Annotated in this window: 21 protein-coding genes; 12 read left to right on the forward strand and 9 right to left on the reverse strand. The window is 72.2% G+C overall.

The genetic code is table 11. The features are described from left to right. Positions 1-36 precede the first annotated feature (36 nt). Entirely contained in the window at positions 37-1,788 is a 1,752-nt protein-coding gene (locus BKE41_RS18055) for a DEAD/DEAH box helicase (RefSeq protein WP_012320337.1), read from the reverse strand. A gap of 336 nt (positions 1,789-2,124) precedes the next feature. On the opposite strand from BKE41_RS18055, the gene BKE41_RS18060 reads away from it, so the two are divergent. After that, a complete protein-coding gene (locus tag BKE41_RS18060) occupies positions 2,125-3,222 on the forward strand; it encodes a calcium:proton antiporter (protein ID WP_012320338.1) in 1,098 nt (365 codons plus the stop codon). A gap of 167 nt (positions 3,223-3,389) precedes the next feature. Here the strand turns inward: BKE41_RS18060 and BKE41_RS18065 are convergent, their stop codons facing one another. Continuing rightward, complete coding sequence (locus tag BKE41_RS18065) at positions 3,390-4,133, reverse strand: FAD-binding oxidoreductase (protein WP_244413106.1); 744 nt, start codon at positions 4,131-4,133, stop codon at positions 3,390-3,392. A 28-nt stretch (positions 4,134-4,161) separates the two neighbouring features. Further along, positions 4,162-4,767 carry a sulfite oxidase-like oxidoreductase gene (locus BKE41_RS18070; protein ID WP_070999945.1) on the reverse strand — a complete coding sequence of 202 codons (606 nt, stop codon included), beginning with the start codon at positions 4,765-4,767 and terminating at the stop codon, positions 4,162-4,164. A gap of 158 nt (positions 4,768-4,925) precedes the next feature. Here BKE41_RS18070 and BKE41_RS18075 point away from each other — a divergent pair, with 158 nt between their 5' ends. After that, positions 4,926-5,228 carry a hypothetical protein gene (locus tag BKE41_RS18075; protein WP_012320341.1) on the forward strand — a complete coding sequence of 101 codons (303 nt, stop codon included), beginning with the start codon at positions 4,926-4,928 and terminating at the stop codon, positions 5,226-5,228. On the opposite strand, the gene BKE41_RS18080 is transcribed toward BKE41_RS18075, so the two are convergent. From BKE41_RS18080 to BKE41_RS18090, 3 genes are all read right to left on the reverse strand, one after another. Then, the gene (locus tag BKE41_RS18080) at positions 5,198-6,166 is read right to left on the reverse strand and encodes a DMT family transporter (protein WP_012320342.1); all 969 of its coding nucleotides are present in this window, start codon (positions 6,164-6,166) and stop codon (positions 5,198-5,200) included. The two genes, BKE41_RS18075 and BKE41_RS18080, sit on opposite strands and share 31 nt — an antisense overlap. After that, on the reverse strand, positions 6,163-6,438 hold the full coding sequence (gene infA / locus BKE41_RS18085; protein ID WP_012320343.1) for a translation initiation factor IF-1: 276 nt from the start codon (positions 6,436-6,438) through the stop codon (positions 6,163-6,165). Before infA ends, BKE41_RS18080 begins: the two co-directional genes overlap by 4 nt. A gap of 211 nt (positions 6,439-6,649) precedes the next feature. After that, positions 6,650-7,786: a branched-chain amino acid ABC transporter substrate-binding protein gene (locus BKE41_RS18090; protein ID WP_070999946.1), complete on the reverse strand. Its 1,137-nt coding sequence runs from the start codon at positions 7,784-7,786 to the stop codon at positions 6,650-6,652. A 213-nt stretch (positions 7,787-7,999) separates the two neighbouring features. Here BKE41_RS18090 and BKE41_RS18095 point away from each other — a divergent pair, with 213 nt between their 5' ends. The 3 genes from BKE41_RS18095 to BKE41_RS18105 all read left to right on the forward strand — a co-directional run bounded on the left by BKE41_RS18095 (position 8,000) and on the right by BKE41_RS18105 (position 12,840). Further along, a complete protein-coding gene (locus tag BKE41_RS18095; RefSeq protein ID WP_012320345.1) occupies positions 8,000-9,205 on the forward strand; it encodes an amino acid aminotransferase in 1,206 nt (401 codons plus the stop codon). A gap of 6 nt (positions 9,206-9,211) precedes the next feature. After that, positions 9,212-10,249: a hydroxyacid dehydrogenase gene (locus BKE41_RS18100; RefSeq protein WP_070999947.1), complete on the forward strand. Its 1,038-nt coding sequence runs from the start codon at positions 9,212-9,214 to the stop codon at positions 10,247-10,249. A 587-nt stretch (positions 10,250-10,836) separates the two neighbouring features. Further along, a complete protein-coding gene (locus tag BKE41_RS18105) occupies positions 10,837-12,840 on the forward strand; it encodes a TonB-dependent siderophore receptor (protein WP_083374381.1) in 2,004 nt (667 codons plus the stop codon). A gap of 9 nt (positions 12,841-12,849) precedes the next feature. Here the strand turns inward: BKE41_RS18105 and BKE41_RS18110 are convergent, their stop codons facing one another. The 3 genes from BKE41_RS18110 to BKE41_RS18120 all read right to left on the reverse strand — a co-directional run bounded on the left by BKE41_RS18110 (position 12,850) and on the right by BKE41_RS18120 (position 15,468). Beyond that, entirely contained in the window at positions 12,850-13,659 is an 810-nt protein-coding gene (locus BKE41_RS18110) for a TIM barrel protein (protein WP_234740681.1), read from the reverse strand. Positions 13,660-13,662: 3 nt separating this feature from the next. Then, on the reverse strand, positions 13,663-14,334 hold the full coding sequence (locus BKE41_RS18115; RefSeq protein WP_024829328.1) for an aspartate/glutamate racemase family protein: 672 nt from the start codon (positions 14,332-14,334) through the stop codon (positions 13,663-13,665). 84 nt (positions 14,335-14,418) lie between these two features. Continuing rightward, positions 14,419-15,468 carry a LacI family DNA-binding transcriptional regulator gene (locus BKE41_RS18120; protein ID WP_024829327.1) on the reverse strand — a complete coding sequence of 350 codons (1,050 nt, stop codon included), beginning with the start codon at positions 15,466-15,468 and terminating at the stop codon, positions 14,419-14,421. A gap of 180 nt (positions 15,469-15,648) precedes the next feature. On the opposite strand from BKE41_RS18120, the gene BKE41_RS18125 reads away from it, so the two are divergent. From BKE41_RS18125 to BKE41_RS18155, 7 genes are all read left to right on the forward strand, one after another. Then, positions 15,649-16,956: an alpha-hydroxy acid oxidase gene (locus BKE41_RS18125; protein ID WP_024829326.1), complete on the forward strand. Its 1,308-nt coding sequence runs from the start codon at positions 15,649-15,651 to the stop codon at positions 16,954-16,956. A 177-nt stretch (positions 16,957-17,133) separates the two neighbouring features. After that, positions 17,134-18,189 (forward strand): lactonase family protein, encoded by a 1,056-nt coding sequence (locus BKE41_RS18130; RefSeq protein ID WP_024829325.1) that lies wholly within the window; start codon positions 17,134-17,136, stop codon positions 18,187-18,189. Positions 18,190-18,351: 162 nt separating this feature from the next. Further along, on the forward strand, positions 18,352-19,647 hold the full coding sequence (locus BKE41_RS18135; protein ID WP_070999948.1) for an MFS transporter: 1,296 nt from the start codon (positions 18,352-18,354) through the stop codon (positions 19,645-19,647). Between the two features lie 58 nt (positions 19,648-19,705). Beyond that, positions 19,706-20,536 carry an NAD(P)-dependent oxidoreductase gene (locus tag BKE41_RS18140; protein ID WP_012320354.1) on the forward strand — a complete coding sequence of 277 codons (831 nt, stop codon included), beginning with the start codon at positions 19,706-19,708 and terminating at the stop codon, positions 20,534-20,536. 144 nt (positions 20,537-20,680) lie between these two features. Further along, entirely contained in the window at positions 20,681-21,382 is a 702-nt protein-coding gene (locus BKE41_RS18145; protein WP_012320355.1) for a substrate-binding domain-containing protein, read from the forward strand. Positions 21,383-21,549: 167 nt separating this feature from the next. Further along, positions 21,550-23,181, forward strand: a complete 1,632-nt coding sequence (locus BKE41_RS18150) for an AarF/UbiB family protein (protein WP_024829322.1) — start codon at positions 21,550-21,552, stop codon at positions 23,179-23,181. 258 nt (positions 23,182-23,439) lie between these two features. Beyond that, a complete protein-coding gene (locus BKE41_RS18155; protein WP_012320357.1) occupies positions 23,440-24,681 on the forward strand; it encodes a PAS domain-containing sensor histidine kinase in 1,242 nt (413 codons plus the stop codon). The last annotated feature ends 7 nt before the right edge of the window (positions 24,682-24,688 follow it).

A 24,688-nucleotide genomic window follows, 5' to 3' on the forward strand; every position in this document is an offset into this window, starting at 1 on the left:
CGATAACGGGGCCGGACGGCTCACGCGGCCCGGCGCTCAGGCCCGGCCCGTCTGGCGCCCGGCCTTGTCGCCCTTGGGCCCGGTGCGCTCGACCTTCCGCTGGTGTTTGCCGGCGCGCGGGCTCGCGAACCCCTTCGGCCCGGCAGGCGGGCCCCTGCGCTCGGCCGGCGCCCCGTCGCCCGCCAGCGCCTCGACCTGGATCTCCGGCGAACCGTTGCGGGCGAAGGATTCGGCGAAGCGCGCCGCCGCGTTGCCCCGCACCTCGAACTTGGTCTCGCGGTCGAAGATCCGGATGGCGCCGATCTCCTGGCGCCCGATGCCGCCCCGGCGGGTCAGCATCGGCAGCAGCCGGCGCGGGTCGGCGTTGTCGCGGCGGCCGAGGTTGAGCCGGAACCAGACCGCCGGCCCCATGGCGGCGATCCGCTCCGGGTCCATCGGGTCGTAGGGCGGCCGCTCGCCGCGGGGCGCGCGGCCCTCGCCCGGATCGCTGACTTCCTCGGGCGCCGGAAGGCGGGTGCGGTACACCCGGGCCAGGAGCGCGGCGAGCTCCTCCGGGCTCTTGCCGGCGAGCAGCGTCTCGGCCAGCGCGACGTCCTCCTCGGCCGGCGGCTCGGCGAAGAGCGGGTCGGAGAGCATGCGCTCGCCGTCGAGCCGACGGATCTCGTCGGCCGAGGGCGGGCCCGACCATTCGGGGCTCACCTTGGCGATGGCGAACATCTGTTCGGCCCGGCGCCGCCGGGAATTGGGGATCAGCAGCACCGAGGTCCCCTTGCGGCCGGCGCGGCCGGTGCGGCCGCTGCGGTGCTGCATGACCTCGGCGTCGTGCGGGAGGTCCGCGTGGATCACGAGGCTGAGCGACGGCAGGTCGATGCCGCGGGCTGCCACGTCGGTCGCGACGCAGACGCGGGCGCGACCGTCGCGCAGGGCCTGGAGCGCGGCGTTGCGCTCGCCCTGGCCCAGCTCGCCCGACAGCGCCACAACGGAGAAGCCCCGCTCGGTCAGGCTGGCCTGGAGGTGCCGGACGGCGTTGCGGGTGTTGCAGAAGACGATCGCGGTCTTGGCGTCCGCCTCGCGCAGCAGGTTGAGCACCACGTGCTCGGTCTCCCGCGGCATGATCCGCACCGCCCGGTAGGCGATGTCGGCGTGTCCGCGGGTCTCGCCCTTGATGGCGAGCCGCAGGGCGTCGCGCTGGTAGCGCTCGGCCAGGGCCTCGATGCCCTTCGGCAGGGTCGCGGAGAACAGGTACGTGGCCCGCTCCGGCGGCGTCGCCGAGAGGATGAACTCGATGTCCTCGCGGAAGCCGAGGTCGAGCATCTCGTCCGCCTCGTCGAGGACCACGGCGCGCAGCGCCGTCGGGTCGAGGTTGCGGCGCTCGAGGTGGTCGCGGAGGCGGCCCGGCGTCCCCACCACGATGTGGGTTCCCTCCGCGAGCATCCGGCTCTCCCGGCGCGGATCCATGCCGCCGACGCAGGCCGCGACGCGGCCGCCGGCGGGGCCGTAGAGCCAGGACAGCTCGCGCTGGACCTGCAGGGCGAGTTCCCGGGTCGGGGCGATCACCAGGGCGAGGGGCGCCGCCGGGGGCGGCAGCCGGTCGGCCTCCCCGATCAGCATGCTGGCCATGGCGAGGCCGTAGGCCACGGTCTTGCCGGACCCGGTCTGGGCCGAGACGAGGAGGTCGCGGGAGCCGGCGGCGGCTTCCAGCACGGCGGCCTGGACCGGCGTCGGGTCGGCGTAGCCGCGGTCGCTCAAGGCCCGCGCGAGGGGGGCGGGCAGGGTCGGGAAAGGCAAGCTTCGGGAACTCTCAACGGCCGTGCCGCGCCCGGCAGCGCGCCATCGCGCGGCGGGGGAATCAGGCGCCGGACTTTATTCGGGTGCCTGGAAGGTAGCGCCAAGCGCGCCGACTGACCACTCCCGTTGCAGCATGGGGCGGTTGCGCGCGCTCGATCCGCGGCGCGGCGGGTGCGGCTCACGACGATCCCACGCCCGACGATCGGCCGCCCACCCGGTCGCCGCGCGGCCGGGAGGCCGACACCGAGGCCGACACCGGTGCTGCGACCTGCTAAGGCACGGTCGAGTCTCGTACATCGCAGCCCCGACGCGATCCGGCCGGAGTAGACGTTCATCATGATGGCAGCTCTGCGGGTGGCGGTAGCCTGGGCGACGGTTCTCGCCTTCGCGTGGTTCGGCAAGGGCTGGCTCGGAGACCTGTCGGACCCCCTGTTCGCGGGGAGCCTGTTCGCGTGGCTGCTCGGCGTGATCGTCTGGGCGGCCTTCGGCGTGGTGCACGAGGCCGAGGAGCTGGCGCACCGCCTCGGCGAGCCCCTGGGCACCCTGGTCCTGACCCTGGCCATCGTCATCATCGAGGTGGCGCTGATCTCCGCCGTGATGCTGTCGGCCAAGGACGCGCCGACGCTCGGCCGCGACACGATGTTCGCGGTGCTGATGATCGTGCTGAACGGCGTGGTCGGGCTGGGCCTCCTCGTCGGCGGCCTGCGCCACCACCAGCAGCGCTACAACCTCCAGGGTGCCTCGGCCTTCCTGTCGGTGATCATCCCGCTCACCACCATCGCGCTGATCATCCCGAACTTCACGAGCTCTACCAGCGACGGGACCCTCACGACCCTGCAGGCGGTGACGTTCTCGGTGTTCACCCTCGCCCTCTACGGCGTGTTCCTGCTGATCCAGACCGGGCGCCACAGCGAGTTCTTCATCGACGCGGAAGTCCCCGAGGCGACGGAGCCGTCGCACGGCGCGGATCCGGTCTCGGGCGGCAGCGTCGCCAAGCATATCGGCCTGCTGCTCGCCAACGTCGTGCCGATCGTGATCCTGGCCAAGAGCCTCGCGGTGATCCTCGACCACGGCATCGCCGCCCTCGGCGCGCCGACGGCGCTGGGCGGCGTGCTGATCGCCGCCATCGTGTTCACGCCGGAAGGGATCTCGGCGCTCAAGGCGGTGGCCCGCAACGAGCTCCAGCGGGCGATCAACCTGTGCCTGGGGGCGGCCACCTCGACGGTCGGCCTCACCGTGCCGGCGATCCTGACTATCGGGCTGCTCACCGGCCAGACCGTGGTGCTGGGCCTCAAGCCCACCGAGATGACCCTGCTCGCCGTGACGCTGATCCTCAGCGCGCAGACCTTCTCCGGCTCGCGCACCACCGTGCTCGAGGGCGCGGTGCACCTCGTGCTGTTCTTCGTCTACCTCGTGCTGATCTTCAGCCCCTGACAGGCTGTTCGTTTGTACCCTCGGTGGACGCGCCCCTCTCCGTCATCGCGAGCGCAGCGAAGCGATCCAGGGCAGCGCGGCCTCGACGGGGGTGGCACCGTCCGGATCGCTCCGCTCGCGGGACGACCGCGCCGACGTCCCCTCCGATGCGGAAGATCGCGGCGCCTTCAGGCGCCGAAGCGTTCGGTCCGGATCAGGCCCGGCGCGACGCCCTGCGCCAGGATCAGGTCGGAGGCCGCGGCCACGAAGCGGTTCGAGCCGCAGAGGAACACCTTCCCGGGTGCCCCGATCCGCGCGAGGGCGTCGGCGACGAGGGGCGCGTCGATCCGCCTGCCGCCGGGCTCGCGCGTCGTGGCGAGATGCAGGGAGAAGTTGGGGTCCGTCTCGGCGAGCCGTTCCAGCTCGGCGACCGCGATCGCCTCCGCGCGGGTGCGGGCCGAGTAGATCAGCGCCGCCGGGATCGCCCGCCAGTTCTGCGCCCGCCGCCGCAGCATCGCCAGGAGCGGTACCACGCCGGAGCCGCCGCCGCCCAGGAGCAGGGGCCCGCCGTCAGGTCCGTCCCAGGAGAACGAGCCGCCGATCGGCCCACGCAGTTCGACCCGGTCGCCGACCTCGGCGCAGTGCGAGAACCAGCCCGAGACCTCGCCGTCCGGCAGGCCCTCGATCATCAGCTCCAGGGTGCCGCTGCCGTCCTGCGCCGAGGCGATGGAGTAGCTGCGCTGCGCCTGGTAGCCGTCCTCCGCGGTGAGCCGGACATCGACGTGCTGCCCGGCCCGGTAGGCCTCGGCGAGTCCGCAGCGCAGCCGGACGCTCTTCACGTGCGGCGTGACCGGCGCGATCGCGGCGATCTCCGCCTCGTGCCAGCGGAAGACGATGGGCTCGATCGCCGGGTCCGCTTCCCTGTCCGTCACCGCGCCAGGCACCGCTTCAGCCACCGTTTCAGTCACCGATGTAGCGCTGCTCACGCCAGGGATCCCCGTACATGTGGTAGCCGCGCAGCTCCCAGAAGCCGGCGGTGTCGGTCTGGGTGAACCGGAGGCCCTTCACCCACTTGGCGCTCTTCCAGAAGTAGAGGTGCGGCACGAACAGCCGCGCCGGGCCGCCGTGATCCGGATGAATCGGCTGACCCTCGTAGCGCGTCGCCACGAGGGCGCGGCCGCCCACGAGGTCGGCCACCGGCACGTTCGTGGTGTAGTCGTCGTGGGATTCCGCCAGGAGGTAGCCCGTCGGCGCGGAGATCCCGGCATCGGCCAGGATGTCGTCGAAGCTGACGCCCTCCCAGGTCGTGTCGAACTTCGACCACTTGGTGACGCAGTGGATGTCGCCGTGCCAGGTGGTGCGGGGCAGCGCCTCGAACTGCGCCCAGCTCCACGCCTTGATCGGCCGGGACCCCTCGCGCAGCGTGAACCGCCACGTCGCCATGTCGACGGTCGGGTTGGGACCGATCTGGAGGATCGGGAAGTCGTCGGTCAGATACTGACCCGGCGGCAGGCGCGCGCTAGTCTCGGGCGGCTGCCTGCGTCCGACGAAGCCCCGTGTCACCATGACGGTCGCCGCTCCTCTCGCTCGCCCCTGGGTTTGGTGCGGCGGAGCACCTCACGTCAAGCCGGCACGTGCGGCCGAACAAACGCCCCAAAGCTCGGGTGTGGTAGCAGCTCTGTGCCGATCGATCGGCACGAATCGCCTGCTTTCAGGGGGATGTCATGAAGTACCTTCTCGCGACGAGCCTTGTCGTCGGGAGCCTCGCCACGCTCGCGCCGGCCGCCCAGGCCCGCGACGGCATCGGCGCCGGCGGCGCGGCCGCCCTCGGCGTGCTCGGCGGCCTGGCCGTCGGCGGCGCCATCGCGTCGGCCAACAACGGCTACTACCCGGGCCGCCCGGTCTACCGCGCCCCGCCGCCGGTCTACGTCGAGGAGGATTACGGCCCGGTCTGCCACTTCGAGCGCCGCCGGACCTACGATGCCTACGGCGACGTCTACATCCGCCGCGTCCGCGTCTGCGAGTAGGCGGCTTCCGGAGTCGCCGCCGCGACGGGCGCCGGTTTCAGGCGCTCGGCGCAGGCGATCCCGGCCAGCACCAGGGCCAGGGCGGCGGCCTCCGTCGTCCCGAACGGCTCGCCGACCAGCAGGACGGCGAGGATCGCGCCGAAGATCGGCACGAGGTTGACGAACAGGCCGGCGCGGTTCGGGCCGATGATCTCGACGCCGCGCATGAAGAAGAGCTGCGCCAGCAGCGACGGCCCGAGGCCGACGAAGGCCACCATCAGCCAGCCCTCGCGGTTGGGCCAGACGGCGTGGCCGGTCGCCCACTCGACGGCGAGCGGCGGCAGCGAGGTGACGAACGCCGCGATCGCCATCGCGGCGAAGAACGCCAGGGCCGGCACCTTCGGGCGCGTCGGCAGGAAGATCGTGTAGCCCGCGTAGAGCAGGCAGGCGCCGAAGACGAGCACGTCGCCGCGGTTGAAGGCGAGGTTCGTCAGCACGGAGAAGTCGCCGTGCGTGGCGGCGAGGCCGGCGCCCACCAGGGTCAGCGCCACGCCCAGCACCTGTCCCGGCGCGACCGGGACCCGGTAGGCGAGCCGGTTCAGGACGATCACCAGCACGGGGATCGCGCCCTGGAACAGGGCGAGGTTGATCGCGCCGGTATGGACGCCGGCCGCGTAGAACAGACAGTTGAAGGCCGTGTAGCCGAGGCCGCCCATCAGCAGGATGCGCAGCCAGTGCGGCCGCAGCAGCGGCAACGCGGCGGCGAGCCGGCGCCCGGCGAAGGGCATGAGCACCAGGCAGGCCACCGCCCAGCGAAGCGTCGTGATGACCTGGGGCGAGACGTGACCGGGCGCCCAGCGGCTGGTGACGGCGTTGCCGGCCCAGAGGAGCGCCGTGACGGTCAGCAGCAGGTAGGCGGGCGCGGCCGAGGAAGTCCGGCTCGCGCGCCCGGCCGTCAACGGCGGCGGAACTGGCCGCCGCGCACCGGCGGACGGGGTCCGGACGAGCGCTCGTCCTTGTGGCGGAACACGAGGCGGCCCTTCTCGAGGTCGTAGGGCGACATCTCGACCGTCACCCGGTCGCCGGCCAGCGTCTTGATGCGGTTCTTCTTCATCTTGCCGGCCGTGTAGGCCACGATCTCGTGGCCCTGGTCGAGCTGCACGCGGTAGCGCGCATCCGGCAGGATCTCGATCACGAGACCATCGAACTGCATCAATTCTTCTTTCGCCATGCACCTTCTCCAGTCGGACCGTCCGGCAGCAGGCGTTCCGGCAATGCGTGTTCGGCTGTCATCGAGCTCGGGAAACGCCGCAGGGCGCGGATCCGATCCGGGGGACCGCCCGCGCCAGCTCAGCAGCACCGCCCGCATGTAGTCCCCGCGGGAACCGGCCGCAAGTCACGGAGGCCGAACACCTTCCGTCATCGACACGATTCGCCGGCTTTCACGGCTCCGCGTCGTTGCCGGCGTAGTCGAGGCGCCCGTCCGGCGTCCGGCGCCAGATCCGCAGGGCGATCGGCGCTCCGGAGCGGTCGCCCCGCGCATCGAAGGCCACCGATCCGAGCAGCGTCCGGGACGGCCCCGTCCGCACGGCCTCCGCCACCTTGCGGCCATCGGCGATGCGGCCGGTCTTCGGGTCGGCGGCGCGGGCGCGCTCGGTCGCCTGCGCCAGCAGCTCCACGGCGGCGTAGGCCGCGGCCGCGACGCTCTCCGCCTCGGGGGACCGCGGCGCCGGGCGGGCGCCGCGCGGCTCTGGCAGGCGCGGCGGGTCGGGAACCAGGGTCATGACGGTGCCCTCCCCGTCCCCGCCGGCCGCGGCGGCGAAGGCCGGGTCGAGGATGCCGTCGCTCGCCACCAGCGTCGCGCCAAGGCCGGCCTCGCGCATGGCGTGGAGCAGGGTCGCGGCCTCCGGCGCGAGGCCGCCGAAATACACCGCGTCGGGGCGCGCCGCCCTCAGCCGCGCGACGACGTCCGCGAGGTCGCGGGTGCCCCGGGGGAAGCCGTCGAACAGCACCTCCGGCGTGCCGGCCTCCTTCAGCCGTGCCGCCACCGCGTCGGCGAGGCCGCGGCCGAAGGTCGAGCGGTCGCTGACGATCCCGACCCGGCGCCCCGCGAAGGCCTTCGCCAGATAGGCCCCGGCAGCCCGGCCCTGCTGCGCGTCGCTCGGTCCGAGGCGGAACAGGTTCCACAGGCTCCGCCCGGTCAGCGGCCCGTAGGCCGCCGCGGGCGCGACCACGACCGCACCCGCCTCCTCGTAGACGGGCGCCGCGGCCGCGACCGCCCCGGATTCGAGCGGCCCGACCACGAGGCGCACGTTGTCGGCGGCGAACTTCTTCGCGACCGCGGCGGCCTGCCGGGCCTCGCCGCCGTCGTCGGCCGGGACGAGGACCAAGCGCGGGCGCCCGCCCGCGGCGCGGTTGAGGTCGGCCACCGCCTGCTCGGCGCCCTGCCGGAGCCCCTGGCCGTAGGCGGCGTCCGGACCGGTCAGCGGCGCCGACAGCCCGATCCGCACCGGCGCCTGCGCGACGGCCGGGGCGGCCGTCCAGAGAAGGGCGAGGAATGGGACGAGGCGACGGATCATGGCGGCACTCTAGGACCGTCGGAGCCCTCACCGGAAGGGCGCTGGCGGCGGATCGGCGCCGGATGGTTGAGTGGATCGGGACGCTGATGCGCGCGGAAGCGCTGGCGGGCGGGCGCGATGTGCGGAATAAGGGCATCGGCCCGGCCCGTCGCCGGGCGTGCCGGCACCTCTCCACGCGTGGCCGGCCGAGACCCTCTGGGACGATTGACGATCATGACCTCGCTGTTCGCCGGCATCCAGGACGCGCCGCTCGACCCGATCATGCGCCTGTTCGAGGCCTTCAACGCCGACCCGAGCCCGAAGAAGCTGAATCTCGTCGTCGGCGTGTACACGGACGCGGACGGCAAGGTGCCGCGCCTGCGCGCCGTGCAGACCGCCGAGAAGCGCTGGATCGAGAAGGGCCTGCCCAAGACCTACCGGCCGATCGAGGGCACGAAGCCGTTCCGCGACGCCGTCCAGGAGCTGCTGTTCGGCAAGGGTGCGCCGATCCTGTCCCAGAACCGGGCCGCGACACTCCAGAGCATCGGCGGCACCGGCGCCCTGAAGACCGGCGCCGACCTGCTGGCCAAACTCTACCCGGGCGCCACCGTGGCGGTGAGCAACCCGAGCTGGGAGAACCACAAGGCCCTGTTCAGCCAGGCCGGCTTCACCGTGGTCGACTACCCCTACTTCTCGGCCGAGACCGGCGGCGCCGATTACCCGGCCATGAAGGCAAATCTCCAGGATCTGCCGAAGGGCTCGATCGTGGTGCTGCACGCCTGCTGCCACAACCCGACCGGCGCCGATCTCAGCCTCGACGAGTGGCGCGACCTCGTGCCCCTGATGGCCGAGCGCGGCCTGATCCCGTTCCTCGACATCGCCTACCAGGGCTTCGGCAACGGCCTCGACGCCGACGCCGAGCCGGTGCGCCTGTTCGCGGAGTCCGGCCAGGAGTTCCTCGTCGCCTCCTCGTTCTCGAAGTCGTTCTCGCTCTACGGCGAGCGCGTCGGCGCGCTGACCATCGTGGCCGAGAGCCCGGCCGCGAAGGCCAAGGTCGAGGCCTTCGCCAAGCGCCTCGTCCGGGCGAGCTACTCGAACCCGCACACCCACGGTGCGGCGATCGTCGAGATCGTGCTGACCGATCCGGAGCTGCGCGCCGACTGGGAGCGGGAGCTCGCCGAGATGCGCGACCGGATCCGCGCCATGCGCGAGCGGATGGCCGACAGCCTGCAGCAGCGCCACCCCGAGCGCGGCTTCGACGCCATCAAGGCGCAGAAGGGCATGTTCTCCTACACGGGCCTGAGCCCCGCCGAAGCCACCCGCCTGCGCGAGGAGCACGAGGTCTACGCTCTGGAGACCGGCCGGATTTGCGTGGCCGCGGTCAACACCCACAACATCGACCACGTCATCGACGCGATCGACGCGGTGGTGAAGGGCTGATCCCGCGTGGCGGTCCGCAAGCGCGTCTGCCGATTCAACGTCTGGATCAACCCGGTCTTCGACGCGCGCTTGGGGGCCGAGCCCGACATCGACCTGCAGGTCGGCGACCTGCAGGGGCCGGATGACGTGCTGGCCGCGCTGCTGGCGCGGGCCCACGTCCTCCACGTCTCGCCGGCGCGGGACGAGCTGCCGCGCCGCTGGCACGTGACCGACGCGCTGCTCGCCGAATGCCCCGACCTCCTGGCGGTCTCGTCGGCCGGGGCGGGCTTCGACACGGTGGACGCCGCCGCCTGCACCCGGGCCGGCGTCGCGGTGGTGAACCAAGTGGGCGGCAATGCCCGCTCGGTGGCCGAGCTGGCGATCGGCCTGATGCTCGCCGTCTCGCGCAAGATCTGCGTCTCGGACCGGCTGCTCCGGACCGCGCGCGGCTTCACCCGCGAATCGCTCATGGGCCACGAGATCGGCGGCGCGACCCTGGGCCTGATCGGGATCGGCCATACCGGCCGGGAGGTCGCCAAGCTGGCCCGCGGCTTCGACATGCGGGTCCTCGCCCACGACCCCCTGCTCTCGGGCGATGAGATCCGGGCCCGCGGCGCGGAGCCGGTCGACCGGGCGCGACTGCTCGCCGAGTCCGACATCGTGTCCCTGCACTGCCCCCTCGACGACACGACCCGCGGCAGCTTCGACGCCGAGAGCTTCGCGGCGATGAGGCCGGGGGCAGTGTTCATCACCACCGCCCGCGGCGGCGTCCACGACGAGGCCGCGCTCGCCGCGGCGCTGACCGCCGGCCACCTCGCGGGGGCGGGCCTCGACGTCTGGTCGCCGGAGCCGCCGCCCCTCAACGCGGCCCTGCTGCAGCTCGACACCGTGGTGGCGACCTACCACACCGCCGGCGTCACCCACGAGGCACGGCGCAACGTGGCCGCCTGGGGGGCCGAGCAGATCGTCGGCCTGCTCCGCGGCGAGACGCCGCCGCGCCTCGTCAATCCGGAGGTCTGGCCCGCCGTGCTGGAGCGCCGGGCGCGGCTGTTCGGCGACGCGTGACCCGGAGCGGGTCCGGCGCCGCCCCGGTGGCGCACGATCCTGTGGACTATTCCCGCGCGACGCGGCGGGCTCGGGCCGTCCGGCACTGAACCGCTTCGGGTCCGCGTCGGCGTCCGGCGACAGATTCGCGCCGCTCTCCGGGGCGCCGCGGCCGGCCGCACAGCGCGAGGCGGCCCGCCGCGGGCTTGGCCCGAACCGTTGACGGCGCGACGGCGTTCACCGCGGCCCGTCGGGATCGGGAGGCCCGCCGCGCAGTCTCGTACCGACGAGTCCGGGCTGCCGCCAGACCACAGGCGCGATGTCGAACCCGCGCAGATTATAGTTATTCGAAATCCAGCCTTCGGGATGACCTCGAGAGCAAGCTTGACCGTGAGTGTTTCTCTACCGTATCTGGCGCCACTCGAAACAGAATGGTCGACATCGTGGTACGGCGTAACTGTGCAAATCCTTGCACACGGGCTTCGCGCGGCGTTTCCGGGCGCGCAGTCAAGATCTCCCTGATCCTCGCTCCGGTATTTCTTCCGTCCTCAGGCTCGGCACAAACTGCCGTTGACAGCGCCCAGGAGATCCAGCTGGAGGAACTCTCGGTGGCGGGGATCGGCGACGGGAATACCCGCGTCGACGGCTACCGGGTCGCGCGCGCGGTGAGCGCCACGCGGACCGACACGCCCGTGCGCGAGGTGCCACAGACCATCGTGGCGGTACCGCAGGAGGTGCTGGAGGACGCCGCGGCCACGCGGATCGACACGGCCCTCGACCTCGCGGGTGTCGGCCGCGGCAACAATTTCGGCGGCCTCGGCCTGACCGAGTTCACGATCCGCGGCGTGGCCACCGGCGAGTATTACCGCAACGGATTCCCGATCAATCGCGGCTACCCGAACAGCCCCGACATCGTCTCCATCGAGCGCATCGAGGTGCTGAAAGGCCCCTCGGCCTTCCTGTACGGCCGCGGCGATCCCGGCGGCACCTTCAACATCGTGACCAAGCAGCCCCTCGCGGCGCGCTCCCTCACGATCGGCACGCAGTACGGCAGCTTCGGCGCCAAGCGGAGCACCTTCGACGCCACGGGCGCCCTCGACGAGAGCGGGCAGGTGCTGGCGCGCGTCACCGGCGCCGTCGAGGACAACGGCAGCTTCCGGGACTTCGTCACCAGCGACCGCTACGCCCTCGCCCCGGTCATCGCCTGGAAGCCGAATGCGGACACGACCATCACCCTGGAGGGTGACTTCATCAGCACGGCGCAGACCTTCGACCGCGGCATCGTGCCGTTGGGAGGCAACGTGCGCGCCCTGCCGCGCAGCCGCTTCATCGGCGAGCCGGGCCTGCCGCCGGCCCATGTCGACAACGCCCTCGGCCAGCTGCGCGTCGAGCACCGGTTCGACCAGGACTGGGTGCTGAACGCCGGCGCGCAGGTGCTCGGCGGGAACCTGTCGGGTTACGGGGTCGGCGCCATCGGCCTGCTGCCGGATGGCCGGACCCAGCGGCGAACCCTGGAATGGCGGGACCTGACGTGGTCCGATCTCGACCTGCAGGCGAATCTCGCGGGCAAATTCGAGACCGGCCCGTTCCGCCACACGCTCCTGCTCGGGCTGGAATACGACAGCTACCGCTACCGCGAGGTGTTCAACCGCTCGAACGTCGCGACGAACCCGTTCCTCCTCGACCTGCTCGCACCGCGCTACGGCCAGCCGTTGCCGCCGATCACCGCGCGGGTCACGAACTTCCTGCAGAAGACCGAGAGCTACGCCGGCTACGTGCAGGACCAGATCGACCTGACGCCCCGCCTCCACGCGCTCCTGGGTGTGCGGGTCGAGGATCTCGGGCTGGTCTCGACGAACAACCTCACGAAGGGCACCACCAGCCTGCAGGGCCTGGTGGCGACGCCGCGCTTCGGCCTGCTCTACGACCTGACCGACACGGTCTCGGTCTACGGCAATTACGCCCGCTCCTTCCGGCCCAATATCGGCACGGATCGCAGCGGCCGGCCCTTCGCGTTCGAGGAGGGTGAGGGCTACGAGGCCGGCGCGAAGGTCAGCCTCCTCGACGGCCGCCTCGACGCCACCGCCGCCCTGTTCGAGATCCGGCGGTCCAACGTCCTCAGCACCGACCCGGTCGATCCGAACTTCAGCGTCGCCACCGGCGCAATCCGCAGCCGCGGCTTCGATCTGACCGCGGCGGGCTACCTCGCACCGGGCTGGCGCGTGATCGGGACCTACACGCGCGTCGACGCGGCCGTCGCCCGCGACAACACCCTTCCGGTCGGCACGCGCATCGCCAACGTGCCCGCCAACAGCCTCGCGTTCCAGACGGTCTACGAGTTCCAGAGCGGCGAGCTGAAGGGTCTGGGGCTCGGCGGCGGCCTCGACTTCGTCGGTCGTCGCGCCGCGGGGACGGCGCTCGCGACCTTCAACCTGCCGCAATACACGCTGGTCAACCTGATCTCGTACTACCAGATCGCGCCGGGCGTGCGGATCTACCTGAACGTCGACAACGTGTTCGACGCGACGTTCTACGACCGGGCATTCCAGAACCGCTACGCGACGCCGGGGCAGCCGCGCACGATCATCGGCGGCGTCGCGGCCCGGTTCTGAGCCCCCGGCCTACGCCGCGTCCGCCCTCATCCAGCCGAGCCCCGCCTCGGTGCCGGCCGCGGGATGGTACTCGCAGCCGACGAAGCCGGAATAGCCGACCTCCTCCAGGGCGGCGAAGATCGGGTCGAAGGCGATCGTGCCGGTCCCGGGCTCGTGCCGCCCGGGGTCGTCGGCGATCTGGACATGGGCGATGAGCGGCGCGTGCGCCCGGATCAGCGCCGCCGGATCGTGGCCGAGGCAGACGCAGTGATAGGCGTCGAACAGGAGCTTGACGTTGTCGCGACCGATCGCCCGGATCGCCTCGACCGCCACCAGCGGGTCGTCGATCACGTAGTCGGCGATCGAGCCGGGGCCGATCGGCTCGACGATCACCGTCATGCCCCGCGCGCCGGCGGCGTCGGCCGCGAAGGCGAGGTTGTCGAGGTAGGTGTCCCAGAGCCGCGCCCGCTCGACCCCGGCAGGCCGGACGCCCGCCATCGGGTGAACCATCCGGCAGCCGAGCTGCGCGACGTAGTCCAGGGTCGGCTCGATCGTGGAGCGGTAGTAGTCGATCCTGTCGGGCAGGGCCGCGAACCCCTTCTCGCCCTTGGCGGCGTCCCCCGCCGGGAAGCCGGTCTGGACCAGCGGAACGCCGGCCCGCTCCAGCCAGCCCGCGACCTCGCGGGCCGGCGTCGCGAACAGGTTGGGGTGCTCGACGGCGCGGAACCCTGCCCGGGCCGCCGCCGCGAAGCGCTCGGCCAGCGGCAGCTCCGTGAACAGGAAGCCGCAATGGCCGCTGAGACGATCCTTGTAGGACCCGAGCTTCATGGGTCGCGTCATGGCTCAGGCGCTCCCGCCGGTCTCGATCACCGCCCGCATCCGGTCCACCGCCGCGTGGGGCGCGGTCAGCACCGGGATGTCGACGGCCTTCCGCACGGCCTCGGCCGCGCGCGAGGTGGAGAAATGCGCGAGCATGATCGCGTCGCAGTCGCGCAGGTCCGGCGCCCGCTCGGCGATCAGCCGGTTGTGGGTCTCGGCATCGCCGGCGCGCAGCCGCGCCATCGCGTCGTCCACCAGGACCGTCCGCAGGCTTGCCGGGCGCCCGGTCTCGGCGACGAACTCCTCGAACTCGTCCGTCATCGTGCCGACCGAGGGGCCGAAGGTCGCCAGCATGCCGATGCGCGCGCCCTGAGCGATGGCGGCGCGGAACATCGCCTCGTTGGGCTTGAGCACCGGCACCGGCACGCTCTCGATCAGCCGATCGATCGCCGGCCCGAAGGCCGAGCAGGTGATCAGGATGCCGTCGGCGCCCATGTCGTGGCCGTAGCGGCCGAACCGCACGAAGCGCTCGATCATCCTCTCCGAGATCGCGCCCGGCTCCTTCGCCCGGTCGAGGGACAGGCCGTCGTCGAGCAGGTTGACGGTCTCGGCCTCCGGCCAGCGCTCGGCGAAGGCGGCCTGGATCGGCGCCATGGCGACCGGCGTCGCGTGCAGGAGGACGATGCGGGGAGCCATGCTGTGTTCCGGAGAGGGCGCGGACCCGGCCGCGCCGGTCCGCATGTTGTAAGCGATTTCAAAGCGGTGGCAAGATAGCGCAGGTCAGGCGCCGGTACGCCTCGGCGGGGCCGTGCTGGCGCGCAGGATCAGTTCGGCGTCGATCTCGGTGAGGCGGACCATCGGCCGCCCCTGGATCCGGGCGATCAGGTGGTCGCCGGCGGCGTGGCCGATCTCGGCGGAGTGGATGCGGATCGTCGTCAGCGCCGGGTCCAGGAAGGGCGCGAAGTCGGAATCGTTGTGGCCGATCACCGACAGGTCCCCGGGGACGGAGAGCCCGCGGGCCCGCGCCTCGATCATCGCCCCGAAGGCGATCTGATCGGTGCCGCAGATGATCGCGGTCGGCGGCGGCCCGCCCGCCAGCATCTGGCGAAACCCGTCGCGGCCGCCGCCGATCCCGTAGGAGATCTCGATGTCGTGCTCCGGGGCGAGCCGCAGGCCCCGGGCCGCGAGCGCCGCCGCGATGCCCGTGACCCGGGCGCCGCCGCGATCGTTGTCCTTGCGCAGACCCGAGATCACCCCGATCCGGCGGTGACCGAGGTCCATCAGGTAGTTGGCCGCCCGGGCCGCCGAGGCGGCGTTGTCGAAGCCCACGCAGGGCCGCTCGCGGGACAGGCTGAAGGTCTGGACCATCGGGATGCCGGCGCGGGCGATCCGGGCGTGGAGGTCTGGGTGGTGGATGTCGCCGACCAGCATCAGCCCGTCGACGCCCCGCTCCAGCAGGAACGTCGCCTCGCGGAGCTCGTCCTCCAGGTCGTAGCCGGCATTGGCCGCGACCAGGGTGTAGCCCGCCTGCCGCAGCCGGTCCTGGAAGCTCGACAGGACGCGCACGAAGGCCTCGTTCTCGATGTTCGGCACGACCGCGCCGACCGCCATGAACCGTCGCGTGGAGAGCGCCCGGGCCGCGCCGTTGGCGACGAAGCCGAGATCCTGCGCGGCCCGCATCACCGCCTCGCGCTTGTCGGCCCGGACCCCGGCGGAGCCGTTGAGAACCCGGGAGACCGTCGCGGTCGAGACGCCGGCGCGGCGGGCGACGTCCCGGGCAACCGGGCCGCGCGTCGGCGGCTCGAGGATCTCTTCCGGCAGGTCCAGCACTGAGATCGATCCCCCACCCCCGAGCGGCCCGACGGGCATCGCGCCGGTACCGGATACGCGACGCGGCGATGCCCGGCCAACTGAGCCGGACCGGCAGAATATTGACACCTCGCCCGGCCGCTGGCTATCTGAAAGCGCTTTCAAGAGGCCGCGCGATCCGGCGACCCGCAGGAGGACCCGATGGCGACGCTCGACCGGCCGGCCTCCGGACTGGGAGCCCCCGAGCGCGCGGCGCCGACCGTCGGCGGCGCCGACGCGACTGCGGCGGGCATCGCCGCCCCGCAGGCCATCGTCACCAGCCTGAAGCGGAGCGACGCGGTCACGCCCTACCGGTTCCGCGACCTGCTGGCGCTGGACGACTTCGAGCGGCACGCGCGCAAGCTGCTGCCGCCGATGATCTTCCAGTACGTCTCCGGCGGGGTCGAGACCGGCTCGGCCCTGGCGCAGAGCCGCGGCGCCTACGCCGACTACGCCCTCGTGCCCCGCCTGATGCGGGACACCTCGGCGCGGGACACCGCCACCACGCTGTTCGGCCAGACCTACGCGGCGCCCTTCGGCATCGGGCCGCTGGGCGGGGCCGCCTTCATCGCCTACCGGGGCGACCTCGTGCTCGCCGAGGCGGCCCGGCGGATGAACCTGCCGATGTGCCTCAGCGCCTCCTCGCTGATCAGGCTGGAGGACGTCCACGCCCAGAACCCGCAGGCCTGGTTCCAGGGCTACCTGCCGGGCGACCAGAACCGGATCGACCGCCTCCTCGACCGGGTCGAGGCCACCGGCTACCGGACCTTCGTGGTCACGGCCGACACCCCGACCCTCGGCAACCGCGAGCACAACATCCGCAGCGGCTTCTCCATGCCGATCAAGGTCACGCCGAAGGTGGCGTGGCAGAGCGTCACCCACCCGCGCTGGCTGCTCGGAACGGTCGCCCGGACCTTCCTCAAGCACGGGGCCCCGCACTTCGAGAACACGGAGGCCGAGCGCGGGCCGCCGATGATGTCCCAGGGCGCGGTGCGCAACACCATCGCCCGCGACCAGCTCTCGTGGAAGAACCTGGAGGCGATCCGCAAGCGCTGGTCCGGCAACCTGCTGGTGAAGGGCCTGCTGGCGCCGGAGGATGTCGACATCGCGCGGGCGTGCGGCGCCGACGGCGTGATCCTGTCGACCCACGGCGGCCGCCAGCTCGACTACGCCGTCGCCCCCCTCGACGTGCTGCCGGAGATCGCCGCCCGGAAGGGCGGGCTGAAGATCATCGTCGACAGCGGCGTCCGCCGGGGCACCGACGTGATGAAGGCGCTGGCGCTGGGCGCCGATTTCGTCCTGCTCGGCCGGCCCTTCATGTTCGCCGCGGCGCTCGGCGGCGTCCCGGGCGTCGAGCACGCGATGCGGATCCTCAAGGAGGAGCTCAACCGCGACATGGCGCTGATCGGGGTGAACCGCCTGTCCGAACTCAATCCCGATTTCCTGCGCCGCGCCCCGCGGCGGGCCTGAGCCAATGGCGGGAGGATCGACCATGATCGTCTTCCCGAACACGCGCAGCGCGCCGGTCCCCGCGAGGCGGACCCCCTCCCGGGGCGCCGGAGCGGCCGCTCTCGGGCGGCCGGCATCCCCGCGGGGTCGATCCCGCAGGCTGCCGCCGCAGCCTTGTTCCCGATCCGGATGCTCCGCATGACCGATACCGCCCCCCGCGGCCTCGCCTTCGTGGGCTGCTTCACGACCGAGCGGCGCCGGGCGCGCGGCCAGGGCATCGACATCTACCGGACCGGCCGCGACCTCGGCGACTGGACGCGTCTCGGGCGGGTCGAGAACCTGACGAACCCGTCCTTCCTGGTGACCGACCCGGCGCGCGCGATCCTCTACACGGTCCAGGGCGACGGCGAGGCGGCGAGCGCCTTCGCGGTCTCGCCCGACGGCACCCTGCGCGGTCTCGGCAGCGCCGCCACCGGCGGCACCAACAGCGTGCACCAGGCCCTCGCCCCCGACGGCCGCTTCCTGATCGTCGCCAACTACGCCAGCGGATCGGTCGCCCTCATGCCGGTGCGCGCCGATGGCGGCCTGGAGCCCGCGCGCGACGTCCTGCCGCTGCCGGGCGAGCCGGGCCCGCATCGGACCGAGCAGGCCTGCGCCCACCCGCACCACGTGGTCCTGTCGCCGGACGGCCGCCACGTCGTCGTCCCCGACAAGGGCCTCGACCGCGTCTTCGTGCTGAAGCTCGCGGGTGAGCGGCTCGCCGTCGTCTCGCAGACCGCGATGCGGCCCGGCGCCGGCCCGCGCCACATCGCGTTCCACCCGCACCGGCCCCTCGCCTTTCTGGTCAACGAGCTGGACTCGAGTGTCGCCACCTGCCGGTGGGACGCGGACGCCGGGACGCTGACGCCCCTGCACCTCGCCTCGACCCTGCCGCCGGACTTCTTCGGGGCGAGCACCGCCGCGGCCATCGCGGTCACGCCGGACGGGCGGTTCGTCTACGCGTCGAACCGCGGGCAGGACGGGATCGCGCGGTTCCGGGCGGACCCGGCCGGGCGCCTCGAGCCGGCGGGCTGGACGCCCTCCGGCGGCCGCGACCCGCGCTTCATGATCCTGGCACCGGACGGAGGCCACCTGCTCGTCGCCAACGAGCAGGGCGACAGCCTCGTCGCCTTCGCCATCGATCCCGAGACCGGGGACCTGACTCGGACGGGCGAACGCCCGAGCCTCAGCCCCTGCACGATCGCGTTCTTGTAGGAGGCGCCGACGCGCGTTCGGGCCCGCGCCGAGCGTGGGCCTGACCATGCCCCTCAGGGGCAGGAGAGGCGGAGCCGGCGGCGGTCGAACCGTGACCTCTGGCCGCCGGGCCGCACCGAGCAATCAAGAAAAGAAAACCATAAATATTTCGGAGGATGCCCAATGTTCGCCAAGCGTTACAGATTCCTGATCGCGTTCCTGCTGTTCATCGCCGGTATCATCAACTACATGGACCGGGCCGCGCTCGGCGTCGCCGCGCCCTTCGTCAAGGAGGACCTGAACCTGTCGCCCTCGGAACTGGGGGTGATCTTCAGCACGTTCTTCTTCGGATACGCGCTGTTCGCCTTCGTGGGCGGCCAGCTCGCCGACCGCTACGGGCCGCGCAGCGTCTACAGCTGGGCCGCCGCCGCGTGGTCGGTCCTGTGCATGCTCACCGGCGCGGTGACCGGCTTCGCCCAGATGTTCGTCGTCCGCGCCCTGTTCGGCTTCGCCGAGGGTCCGATGAACTCGACCACGAACCGCACCATCACCACGTGGTTCCCCCGCGAGGAGACCGCCCGGACCATCGGCTTCACCTTCTCGGGCCAGACGGTGGGCAGCGCCATCGCGGCGCCGGTCGTCGGCCTGCTGGCGATCCAGTACGGCTGGCGGATGGCGTTCGTGGCCATCGGCGCCGTCGGCCTGCTCTGGGTCGTGGCGTGGCGGATGCTCATGACCGACCGGCCCCAGGACAATCCCCGGGTCGATCCGGAGGAGATCGCCCTCGTGGAGCGAAGCCGGGCCGTCACGCACCTCGCGCCGTCCGACCATGCCCGGTCGCTCAAGGAATACCTGTTCCTGCCGAGCACCCTGTCGCTCGGGCTCGGCATGTTCGCGGTGAATTACACCCTCTACATCTTCCTCTCGTGGCTCCCGAGCTACCTCACCGACGCGCTGCACATGCCGGTGAAGGAGATGGCGCTGGTCGCCTCGATTCCCTGGGCCTGCGGCTTCGTCGGATACGTCGGCGGGGGCGTGGTGGCGGACTTCGTCTACACGCGCATGGGCGACAAGCTCGCCGCGCGGAAGATCACCACGATCGTGCCGCTGGCCGTCGCGGGCGTCGCCCTGCTCGCCGTCAACGCCGCGACCAGCACCGCCATGGCGGTCTCGCTCATCGCGCTCGCCGTGCTGATGCTGACCAGTTCGGTGCAATCCTGCTGGGCGACGATCCACGAGCTGGTGCCCGAGGCGCGGGTCGGCGGCGTCAGCGGCTTCATCCACCTCCTGAGCAACATCTCGGGCATCATCGGGCCGACCGCCACGGGGCTGGCCGTGCAGTATCTCGGGGGCTACGCCAGCGCCTTCGTGATCGCCGCCCTGATCGCGGCGGCCGGCGTCGTCGCGATGGCGATCTTCGTGCGGCGGCCGCGCAACCCGGCGGAAGCCGGTCCCCTCACCGCGGCCAAGGCCGTCTGACCGAGGCCGTCTGATCAAGGCTGCCCGACCAGGCCGCCGAAATCTGGAGCAGCGTCCCATGAGTGCCGAGACCGTCCCGTCCAAACCCGTCCTCCTGACCGGGGCCTCCGGCGCCCTCGGGCGCGTGCTGACCCGCGCGCTCGGCGCGCAGGGCTGGACGCTCCGGCTCACGGACCGCGTCCCCTTCCCCGATCCGCTACCCGAGGGGGCCCGGTTCCAGGTCGCCGACCTGGAGGACGGGCCGGCGATCCTGCGGCTGGCGGAGGGCTGCGGCACGATCCTCCATTTCGGGGGGATCTCCGTGGAGCACCCGTTCGAGACGGTGATCGGCCCGAACATCCGCGGCCTCTACCACGCCTACGAGGCGGCCCGGCGCGAGGGTGCCCGGATGATCTTCGCCTCCTCGAACCACGCGATCGGCTTCCACGCGCGCTCGGAGGTGCTGGACGACGATTGCGGCCTCGCACCCGACGGCTATTACGGCTTGTCCAAGGCCTACGGCGAGCTGATGGGCGGCCTCTACCGCGACAAGCACGGGGTCGAGAGCGTCTTCCTGCGGATCGGCTCGTGCTTCCCGGAGCCGACCGACGCGCGGATGCTGGCCACGTGGCTGTCCTACGCCGACCTGACCCGGCTGATCACCCGCGCCACCCTGGCCCCGGACCTCGGCCCGACGGGCTCGGTGGTGATCTGGGGCGCGTCGAACAACAGCCGCATGACCTGGTGGCGGAAGGACGGGCGCGCCGTCATCGGCTGGGCGCCGCAGGACAGCGCCGATTCCCACGCGGCGGCGCTGGAGGGGAAGACCAGCGGCAACCCGGTGGTGGAGCGCTACCAGGGCGGCGGCTTCACGGCGATCGACTATTCCCGCGCCGAGCCGCCGCGGTGACGGTCCGGCTTCTCGGCGCGCGGACCATCGCCCACTCAGCCTGAGGCGGCCGCGCAGCGACGCCCGAGGGCGGGCCAGCCGAGCCGACGTGACCCGGCGGAGCGCCGGGGCGCCCAGTTCCAGAGACGAAGCACGAGACCCATCATGGCGAACGAGCGACCCGAGACACGCCTGAAATGCGCGCTGGTGGTGCGCGGCGCCTTCGACGCCCACGTCGTCCCGGCCTTCGAGGCCGCGGGGGGCCGGACGACGATCCACTGGGCGCCGACCACCGTCATCATGAAGACCCTCTCCGAGGGCGAGACCGCCGACGCGGTGCTGGTCCTGTCGGACGCGATGGACCGGCTGGTCGCCGAGGGACGCGTCGAGCCCGAGAGCCGGGTCGACGTGGTGCGCTCGCGCTACGGCATCGCCGTCAAGGCCGGAGCTCCGCATCCGGACATCGCGACCGTCGAGGCGCTGAAGCGCACCCTGGTGGCGGCGCGCTCGGTGGCCTACTCCCGGACCGGCGCCAGCGGGATCTACTTCGCCGGCCTGCTGCCGCGGCTCGGCCTCGCCGAGGCGGTCAACGCTAAGGCGACGATCATCCCGCAGGGCTTCACGGCAGAGAAGCTCGTCTCCGGGGAGGCCGACATCGCCGTCCAGCAGATCAGCGAGCTGATGGTCGTGCCCGGCATCGAGGTGGTCGGCCCCCTCCCCGACCCGGTGCAGGAGATGACCACCTTCGCGGCGGCGATCCTGCGCGGCGCGACGGACCGGGACGGCGCGGCCCGGTTCCTCGCAGGCCTGACGACGCCGCGGGCGGCCGAGGCCTACCGGACCAGCGGCCTGGAGCCGGCCTTCTGACGGGCCGCCAGCGCCCCCGTCCGCGCCGGCCCCGCCGCCGCCGCGCCCCGCCGACCGCGCCGCCTAAGTTGCGGCCCCGGGGCGGAACCGGGGTTCGCGACCGCAAAAAAGTCCTTATGCTCGTGCTGTCCGGACGCCCAATCCCGTCCGACCGGATCGCTCCATTCATGCTGAAGACAGCCTTCGTTGCCGCCCGCGACCGCCAGCGGCTGTCGGAGATCGCGACGATCCTCATCGGCTTCGGCGTCACCCGCGTCGTGGACCGGCTCGGCCTGCGCTACCTGCCGCTGGTGCCGCGCCGTCAGCCTCGGGTCGACGTCACGCGCCTGTCCGAGCCGGAGCGGCTGCGCCGGGCGATCGAAGCGCTCGGGCCGACCTTCATCAAGTTCGGGCAGGTGCTGGCGAGCCGGCCGGACCTCCTGTCGCCGGCCTGGACCGAGGAGCTGCAGAAGCTCCACAGCCAGGTCGTGCCGGTGACGTGGGAGCAGATCGGCCCGCAGCTCGAGCTCGATCTCGGCGCCTCGCCCATGGAGGTGTTCGCCGAGTTCGACACCAACCCGATCGCCTCGGCGTCGATCGCCCAGGTCTACCGGGCGCGGCTGCACTCGGGCGAAGACGTCATCGTCAAGGTGCTGCGGCCGAACCTGCGCAAGATCATCGAGGCGGATCTGCGCCTGATGGCGCACGGCGCCCGCATCGTCGAGAACGAGTGGCCCGACATGGCCCGCTACCAGCCGCGGGAGCAGATGCGCCACCTCGCGGAGGGCCTGAACGGCGAGCTCGACCTGCTCAACGAGGCGCGCAACTGCGAGTTGCTGGCCCAGATCTTCGAGGACCGCGACGACATCGTCTTCCCGAAGATCCACTGGGAGTACTGCTCCGAGCGGGTGCTGGTTCAGGACTTCATCCACGGCATCCCGCCCAACGACGAGGCGGCCCTGCGCGCGGCGGGCATCGACAAGAAACTGCTTGCCCAGAAGGGCACCGACGCGTTCCTGCAGATGGCGCTGATCGAGGGCGTGTTCCACGCCGACCCGCATCCCGGCAACATGCTGGCGCTCCCGGGCAACAAGATCGGCTTCATCGATTTCGGCATCATCGGCCGGCTGTCGCAGCGGCGGCGCTCGCAGCTGCTCGTGCTGATCGGCGCCATGCTCAAGCAGGACGCGGACGGCCTCATGGCCGTGCTCCTCGACTGGACCGGCACCAGCAACCCGGACCTCACCCGCCTCCAGGTCTCGGCCCAGTCCTTCGTGGAGAGCCACTCGTCGATCCCGCTGAATCTCGGGCTGGTGCTCACCGACTTCATGAACATGGCCCGCGAGAACGACCTCGCCATGCCGACCGACCTCGCCATCCTGTTCAAGGGGCTGGTCACCGCCGACGGCGTGATGCGCCACCTCGACCCGAATTTCGACCTGTTCGCCGCCGCCGGCCCGACGGTCCGGGCGAGCATGCAGACGCAGTTCTCGCTCTCGGCCCTCAAGCAGAAGGCCGAGGCCCTGGGCGTCGGCCTCTACGGCGCCGCCTCGGAGCTGCCGACCCTGATCCACCTGATGCTGGTGCGGTTGAAGCAGGGCCGCGTCACCGTCGAGATCGAGGTGAAGGGCCTCGACAAGGTCACCCGCGGCATCGAGCGCGCGGCCGCGCGCGTCGCGGTGGCCCTGGTGGTGGCGGCCTTCGCCACCCAGCTCGCGCCCCGCCTCATCGATCTCGGCACGCCCGTCTTCGTCTCGATCGGATTGATAATTTTTATCCTCGGGATTGGCTGGCTCGTGCTGCTGATGCGAAACAAGTAACCGTCTTCGCATCGGCCAGAGACATCAACATAAGTTTACACCCGCAATCGAATACGGGACTGAGTTGATAATCCCGCGCGGCATGGTAGCGTGACACATCCAACGATTCGCTCGGCTGCGGGCGGGGAACCGGCACCAGAAGCGGTCTGAACCGCCGGTGCGGCCCTGCCTCCGACATCCGTCGCCGCGCCGCGGTCGGGGACCTCCGACGGCGCGCCGCGCACGGGCGCCCCGTCGCGACGACGTGGGGGGCGGGCGATGGAAGCGGACATCGTACGGCCGCGGACCGACGGGGCGGAGCGCCGCGTCGAGACGCTCGAGGCGGAGAACATCCGCCTGCGCCGACTGCTGAGCCAGGCAACCGCGCAGGCCGACTGGGAGCGGCAGCGGAGCCGGCGGCTCGGCCGCATCATCGAGGCGGCGAGCCGTGTCGAGGCCGGACGCATGGCGGCCGAACGGGCCGAGGCGCCCCGCGGGCCGCCGCCCCGCGAAGGGGCCGGGCTCGCGCCCGAGGCCCGGGCGCGCGCTGCCGGCCGCGCACGCCCGGTCGGCCTGCCCCAGGCCCCCAACGATTACCTGGAACTGCTGGACCGCGACGGCTGCCTGATCACCGCCAGCGAGGATGGCCCGGCCCTGTCGGCCGCGGGAGACGAGGCGGAGGCGATCGGCCGGCCGTGGATCGACGTCTGGACGCGCCCCGAGGACCGCGAGGCGGTGGCCGAGGCGCTCGACCGGGCGCGGCTCGGCCGGCCGAGCCGGTTCCAGGCGCAGTCGGAGACCGGCGGCGCGATCCGCTGGTGGGACGTGGCCGTCACGCCGATCGGCGCGGCGCCGGACCGGCCCGAGCGCATCCTGGCAGTGTCGCGCGACATCACCGACCAGAAGCTGTCCGAGGCGCGCCAGACGCTGCTGATGCAGGAACTCGCCCATCGGATGAAGAACACCATGGCCATGGTCCAGGCCGTCGCGGCGCAGACCATGCGCAACGCGCCGTCGCTGGAAGCGGCCGGCGAGGCCCTGGCCGCGCGGCTGCTGGCCCTCGCGAAGGCGCACGACGTGCTGCTGCAGGGCTCCTTCACCCGGGCGTCCCTGAGCGGCCTGGTCGAGGGGGCCGTGTCGCTCCACGGGGACGGCGTCGCGGGCCGGTTCCGCATCGCCGGCCCCGACCTGACGCTCGGCCCGCGGCACGGCATGACCCTGGCGCTGATGCTGCACGAGCTCGGAACCAACGCCGCCAAATACGGCGCGCTGTCGGTGGCCGCCGGCTGGGTCTGCATCACGTGGAACGTGGCCGAGGCGGCCGGCGCCCAGACCCTCCGGTTCCGCTGGGAGGAGAGCGGCGGACCGCCGGTCACGCCGCCGACCCGCACGGGGTTCGGCACGCGGCTCATCGCCCGCAGCCTCGCCCACTGCTTCGGCGGCACCGCCCACATGAGCTACCCGCGCGAGGGCGCGGTGCTGACCTTCGAGGCTCCCCTCGACGCGGTGGTGGCGGCCTGATCCGGCT

Source organism: Methylobacterium sp. C1 (assembly GCF_001854385.1).
GTDB classification, from domain to species: Bacteria; Pseudomonadota; Alphaproteobacteria; order Rhizobiales; family Beijerinckiaceae; genus Methylobacterium; species Methylobacterium radiotolerans.

What these genes read in the sequence shown, in the direction of transcription:
- BKE41_RS18060 (WP_012320338.1), top strand. Translation starts at nt 2,125, where the DNA reads ATGATGGCAGCTCTGCGGGTGGCGGTAGCCTGGGCGACGGTTCTCGCC.
- BKE41_RS18070 (WP_070999945.1), bottom strand. Translation starts at nt 4,767, where the DNA reads ATGGTGACACGGGGCTTCGTCGGACGCAGGCAGCCGCCCGAGACTAGC.
- BKE41_RS18075 (WP_012320341.1), top strand. Translation starts at nt 4,926, where the DNA reads ATGAAGTACCTTCTCGCGACGAGCCTTGTCGTCGGGAGCCTCGCCACG.
- infA (WP_012320343.1), bottom strand. Translation starts at nt 6,438, where the DNA reads ATGGCGAAAGAAGAATTGATGCAGTTCGATGGTCTCGTGATCGAGATC.
- BKE41_RS18090 (WP_070999946.1), bottom strand. Translation starts at nt 7,786, where the DNA reads ATGATCCGTCGCCTCGTCCCATTCCTCGCCCTTCTCTGGACGGCCGCC.
- BKE41_RS18095 (WP_012320345.1), top strand. Translation starts at nt 8,000, where the DNA reads ATGACCTCGCTGTTCGCCGGCATCCAGGACGCGCCGCTCGACCCGATC.
- BKE41_RS18110 (WP_234740681.1), bottom strand. Translation starts at nt 13,659, where the DNA reads ATGACGCGACCCATGAAGCTCGGGTCCTACAAGGATCGTCTCAGCGGC.
- BKE41_RS18115 (WP_024829328.1), bottom strand. Translation starts at nt 14,334, where the DNA reads ATGGCTCCCCGCATCGTCCTCCTGCACGCGACGCCGGTCGCCATGGCG.
- BKE41_RS18125 (WP_024829326.1), top strand. Translation starts at nt 15,649, where the DNA reads ATGGCGACGCTCGACCGGCCGGCCTCCGGACTGGGAGCCCCCGAGCGC.
- BKE41_RS18130 (WP_024829325.1), top strand. Translation starts at nt 17,134, where the DNA reads ATGACCGATACCGCCCCCCGCGGCCTCGCCTTCGTGGGCTGCTTCACG.
- BKE41_RS18135 (WP_070999948.1), top strand. Translation starts at nt 18,352, where the DNA reads ATGTTCGCCAAGCGTTACAGATTCCTGATCGCGTTCCTGCTGTTCATC.
- BKE41_RS18140 (WP_012320354.1), top strand. Translation starts at nt 19,706, where the DNA reads ATGAGTGCCGAGACCGTCCCGTCCAAACCCGTCCTCCTGACCGGGGCC.
- BKE41_RS18145 (WP_012320355.1), top strand. Translation starts at nt 20,681, where the DNA reads ATGGCGAACGAGCGACCCGAGACACGCCTGAAATGCGCGCTGGTGGTG.
- BKE41_RS18150 (WP_024829322.1), top strand. Translation starts at nt 21,550, where the DNA reads ATGCTGAAGACAGCCTTCGTTGCCGCCCGCGACCGCCAGCGGCTGTCG.
- BKE41_RS18155 (WP_012320357.1), top strand. Translation starts at nt 23,440, where the DNA reads ATGGAAGCGGACATCGTACGGCCGCGGACCGACGGGGCGGAGCGCCGC.